This window comes from Shigella sp. FC1967, from assembly GCF_001743005.1.
Taxonomy (GTDB): domain Bacteria; phylum Pseudomonadota; class Gammaproteobacteria; order Enterobacterales; family Enterobacteriaceae; genus Proteus.
The window spans coordinates 1-4511 of record NZ_MIIZ01000696.1; the positions used below are offsets into that span (position 1 = coordinate 1).

A 4511-nucleotide genomic window follows, 5' to 3' on the forward strand; every position below is an offset into this window, starting at 1 on the left:
TTGCAAGGGAATACTGTCTCTGATGCACCGTTAATTATCGGTAGTCTTGATCCTTGTTATTCCTGTACTGACAGGGTAACGCTCGTCGATGTGAAAAAAACGTAAATCTAAAACAGTTTCTTACAAAGAAAATTGAACGTTACAGCATCGAACGTAAAAATTCGCCGCTCAAGTGAGGGAATGAACGATGTTAAAATTGTTTAAAACCATAATCAAAACAGGCGAAGCAACGACCAAATATCCGTTTAAACCTCTGGATTTACCTGATGGTTTCAGAGGTAAGCCTGAATATGATGCACAGCAATGTATTGTGTGTGGTGCTTGCACTGCTGCATGTCCTGCGAATGCATTAACCATGGAAACGAATTTGGAAACAGGCGAGCGTCATTGGCAATTATTCATTGGTCGCTGTATTTATTGCGGCCGTTGTGAAGAAGTTTGTCCAACAAGAGCGATTGTTTTATCCGATATGTTTGAAACGGCAGTGACTAAAAAGTCAGATCTTTATATTAAAGGAACATTTAAATTATTGAATTGCCGTGAATGCCATCAACCCTTTACGCCTAGAAAATCAGTTGAATATGCGATGGAACTCTTAGTGCAATCGGGCTGGGATGAGCAAACTGTAGAAGCGATGCGCCCACAATTTGAAACTTGCCCTGAATGTAAGCGTAAACATAACTTATTATCTGATGGTCGTGAAAATATTAGTATGGGCGAAATTGGGAGTACAATAAAATGAGTCTACCAGAAATTCCCATTAATCATCATGTTAGCCAGCCTATCACTCTTGATGATCAAGTTAAAAAGCTAAAACAGACATTGTTGAAAGATATTCAACGTTCAGCTTATGTTTATCGTGTTGACTGTGGTGGTTGTAACGGTTGTGAGATTGAAATTTTCTCCGCAATTACCCCTGTTTTTGATGCAGAACGTTTTGGTATCAAAGTGGTAGCCTCGCCTCGTCACGCTGATATTTTATTGTTCACTGGCGCAGTAACGCGCCAGATGCGCGTACCTGCGTTACGTGCTTATGAATCAGCGCCAGATCCAAAAATTTGTATCTCTTATGGCGCTTGTGGTTGTGGCGGCGGTATTTTCCACGATCTTTATTGTGTATGGGGAGGGAGTGAATCTATCGTTCCTATTGATGTGTGGATCCCTGGTTGTCCTCCAACACCAGCAGCGACGATTTATGGATTTGCTGTTGCTTTGGGTTTGTTAGATCAAAAATTAAAAGGTGAATCACACATTGAAGTAGAGAATGAAAAAGCATCCCTTATTTTGCCTTCTATTCCTTTAGATGCTCGGGTGATGATTGAGCGTGAAGCTCGTCGTCTTGCGGGTTATTATCAAGGAAGACAAATCAGTGATCACTTCCTCACATTATTAGAAGGTGCCACGCTTCAAGAAGTCAGTGGACGTGTTGATGAATGGCTACGACAAGCGAATGATCCTCGTTTATCCGAGATTGTAAAACGTCTAGTTTACTCATTAAGCCAAGGGGGCATCTATGCCTGATGACGACGCTAAAGTTTACTTTTGGTCATTAAGACAAAAGTTTGTTGATAGCGATGATGATATTCCAGAGCAAGCGCAACAGGTGATGTACTATTCGCTCGCGATTGGTCACCACGTGGGTATGATTGATTGTTTAAAAACAGAGCTAATCTGTCCTTTAGAAAAATATAAAGCATGGATTGATTTATTGCCTGAAGGTGAAGCTAAACGCAAAATGCAAGGATTGTTGACGTTTGGTGAAATCAATATTAACTCTGAGCATACTCACTTATTAGCGTTAGCCTTTGATCCGATTATCAAAAATGACGATCCTGTTTTTAGTGAGTGGAGTCAAACGCTGATTAAATTGCTCGGTGAGATCCACGCAGAACCTGCTATTTATTTGATTGTGAAGAGAAAACCATGAGTAAAGCAATGACAACACCTAAAGTGGTATTAACGGTTGGTAACAGCATGATGGGTGATGATGGTGCTGGCCCTCTACTTGCTGAGTTAATGGAAGCAAATCCCATTGATGGATGGATTGTTATCAACGGCGGGAGTGCGCCTGAAAATGTCTCTTATCAAGTAAGAGAATTACAACCTCAATGTGTTGTCATTGTTGATGCCGCCGATATTGGTTTAAATCCTGGTGAGATTAGGGTGATAGATCCCGACTATATCGCTGAAATGTTTATTATGAGCACTCATAATATGCCGTTGAATTTTCTTATCGATCAATTAAAAGATGATATTCCAGATATCACTTTCTTAGGGATCCAACCTGATTTGGTCGGTTTTTATTATCCAATGACTGACGCGGTAAAAAATGCCGTTGATGAGGTGTATCAAGGGATCAAGTCTTGGCGAGTCGATTACTTTCCAGCACTTGAAGTCTGCGATGAAGAAGAAATTGAAGAATAAAAGTATAACAAGTATCCAATATATTATTAATATAAATAAAAACTAAAACATCCGCTTTGCGGATGTTTTTTGTTAATGAGTAATATCAGTGTCATTGATTATAAAAAAAACGATTTGTGTAACTTATATTACTCATTGATATGATCTTTAAGTAATGAAAGCAAAACATGGGGGGAATAAGGGATCAGTCCAATTTTTAACCCAAATGGTTTAAATGCTTTGTTAATTATATCAGCAGAGTAATTACCTTTGCCATTTTCTATTTCTGATAGCGTTTTACGTGATATATGAATAAGCTTTGCATAGCGCTCTTGATTTAAACCTAATACTTTGATTCTTAATATTTTTAATGCCTCTCCTTGGCTTATTTCGCCAAATAACAATTGAAACATCGTTTGGTTGATGAGTTCTTTTCTATCCACTGTTGCTACAGATGGGCATTTTTTTGGATACTCTGACAGGGATTTTACTGATTGGGCTTTTATGGTTTACATCATTCATGATAACAACCCCCAACGTTCGAGCTTATTAGATATAAAATCAAAACCAAATGAAGGCATTGTGAGTATTTGGGTTGGTACACCTCTTATTTCTAATCTTTCTTTTAATGTAATAAGTTGTAGTGCAGTTTCTTTTAGCGCGTTCAGTAGCTGTTCTTGTGGGATTAAATCAGATAAAGAATTTGCAATATTAATAAAACTGTATTCGCCACCTATTTCACTTTGTGAATTCCATTTTGTTGTTCTGGCAATCCCCTCTGGGTCAGCTTTCATTGGTGCAAAATCATAAATAGGTGCGAGATAAATTGCGTTGTTATATCTTATAAAAGAAGTATTTCGTCCATGATTATCGCTATTACCAAAAATAATATTTAATAAATCTCGCCTTACCCATTCAATAATAAAATCACTTGTATCAAATTGAAAACCAAATTGGGTAACCATATTACTTTGACTAATTTTATCAATTAATTCTCTGATGACTGTTTCATGATATAGCGTTGTACCTGGTGCCTTATTTAGCATGGAATAGACAGATTCCATTGCTAGGCGAATAATTTTATGATCTTCTCTTTTGATATCAAAGCGAGGAAGCCATAAAGAAGGATAATTATTTCCTTCTTCTAGACGCATACCCTCAATGGAAATAGTATTAAAACCCATTGCAGTCAGTTCATGATAAAAATGATATTCTGTTCTTAAAATATCACAATCTATACTTGAACGATTTCCTCTTGGAAATTTCACTAAGTAATATTTATCGAGATTAGATACATCATCTTGATAAGTATCAATCCAAACTTCTTCATTTTTACTGCATCTTAATAATAATTTCGGTGCTTCACCTCCAGCACCCGTTGCGCCCCCCCGCTGCTGCACCTTTACGTTGTGCGTAATCTAGAAAGTCACTGGCTCTATTTTTGACATCATCAATAGTAAAAACAAGATCCTTGTTTAAACTGGACGGTGCTGGTAATGATTCTTTTACACGTAAATTACCAATAGGTGAAATAGTACCATGATAAAATAATTCATAATTTTGTTGCTCTATAGTCAGATTTGCAATGTCAAGATATTGGACCCAATACCTTCGACTTGCACCGCTAGGCATAATATCATCTAAAAATTTAAGCCAACCAGGAGAGCCATTATCATCAAAATAAAGCGAAACAGGATGGTTAATAGAAACAGCGTAGTTATCATCCTGATAAAGGTAGTCCACTGAATAATTTGTTTCATACTCTAGTTCAGTGATTGGGTAGGTAATATCATACTTACTTGCATATAATGCGCGATCATGCTCAGGAAAATGAATAATAGCGATATCTTTCCACTCTTGAGCGATAAATGCTTGTAATGTTATTTTTTCCATATTCACTACCTCGTAAAAAATAATGAGTGATATTTTACTCATTAAATCATAAAAAAACGATTTGTGTAACTTATATTACTCATTATAAAGTTTGCCTATTGCTAATAACATCTATTTTTTCTCTCTAACCTTTAAGTTTTCCTTTTAGTTATCTGTTTTAAAGAATAACGTTTGCTTAACCTTTCCTTCATCGAGTATTCCAGAAGTTAACTATA

The 4511-nt window shown here is 36.7% G+C and carries 7 protein-coding genes and 1 pseudogene; 5 read left to right on the plus strand and 3 right to left on the minus strand.

Annotated features, from left to right (window positions below; all coding sequences use genetic code 11):
- From hycE to hycI, 5 genes and pseudogenes are all read left to right on the plus strand, one after another.
- Positions 1 to 176, plus strand: a pseudogene (gene hycE, locus BHE89_RS10110) (hydrogenase large subunit); the annotation flags it as partial.
- Between the two features lie 11 nt (positions 177 to 187).
- Positions 188 to 742 (plus strand): hydrogenase 4 subunit H, encoded by a 555-nt coding sequence (gene hyfH, locus BHE89_RS10115; protein ID WP_069369752.1) that lies wholly within the window; start codon positions 188 to 190, stop codon positions 740 to 742.
- Entirely contained in the window at positions 739 to 1521 is a 783-nt protein-coding gene (locus BHE89_RS10120) for an NADH-quinone oxidoreductase subunit B family protein (RefSeq protein ID WP_069369751.1), read from the plus strand. Before hyfH ends, BHE89_RS10120 begins: the two co-directional genes overlap by 4 nt.
- Positions 1514 to 1927: a formate hydrogenlyase maturation HycH family protein gene (locus BHE89_RS10125; RefSeq protein ID WP_069369750.1), complete on the plus strand. Its 414-nt coding sequence runs from the start codon at positions 1514 to 1516 to the stop codon at positions 1925 to 1927. Before BHE89_RS10120 ends, BHE89_RS10125 begins: the two co-directional genes overlap by 8 nt.
- Entirely contained in the window at positions 1924 to 2424 is a 501-nt protein-coding gene (hycI, locus tag BHE89_RS10130; RefSeq protein WP_069369749.1) for a hydrogenase maturation peptidase HycI, read from the plus strand. Before BHE89_RS10125 ends, hycI begins: the two co-directional genes overlap by 4 nt.
- A 128-nt stretch (positions 2425 to 2552) precedes the next feature.
- Here the strand turns inward: hycI and BHE89_RS10135 are convergent, their stop codons facing one another.
- The 3 genes from BHE89_RS10135 to BHE89_RS25520 form a co-directional block, all read right to left on the minus strand.
- Positions 2553 to 2846 (minus strand): helix-turn-helix transcriptional regulator, encoded by a 294-nt coding sequence (locus BHE89_RS10135; protein WP_286146051.1) that lies wholly within the window; start codon positions 2844 to 2846, stop codon positions 2553 to 2555.
- Between the two features lie 75 nt (positions 2847 to 2921).
- On the minus strand, positions 2922 to 3803 hold the full coding sequence (locus BHE89_RS25515; protein ID WP_286146052.1) for a HipA domain-containing protein: 882 nt from the start codon (positions 3801 to 3803) through the stop codon (positions 2922 to 2924).
- Entirely contained in the window at positions 3766 to 4296 is a 531-nt protein-coding gene (locus tag BHE89_RS25520; RefSeq protein WP_286146053.1) for a phosphatidylinositol kinase, read from the minus strand. Before BHE89_RS25520 ends, BHE89_RS25515 begins: the two co-directional genes overlap by 38 nt.
- Positions 4297 to 4511: the final 215 nt, after the last annotated feature.

Excerpts from the sequence above, each read along its gene's own strand:
- hyfH (WP_069369752.1), top strand. The coding sequence starts at position 188 with ATGTTAAAATTGTTTAAAACCATAATCAAAACAGGCGAAGCAACGACC.
- BHE89_RS10125 (WP_069369750.1), top strand. The coding sequence starts at position 1,514 with ATGCCTGATGACGACGCTAAAGTTTACTTTTGGTCATTAAGACAAAAG.
- BHE89_RS25520 (WP_286146053.1), bottom strand. The coding sequence starts at position 4,296 with ATGGAAAAAATAACATTACAAGCATTTATCGCTCAAGAGTGGAAAGAT.
- hycI (WP_069369749.1), top strand. The coding sequence starts at position 1,924 with ATGAGTAAAGCAATGACAACACCTAAAGTGGTATTAACGGTTGGTAAC.
- BHE89_RS10120 (WP_069369751.1), top strand. The coding sequence starts at position 739 with ATGAGTCTACCAGAAATTCCCATTAATCATCATGTTAGCCAGCCTATC.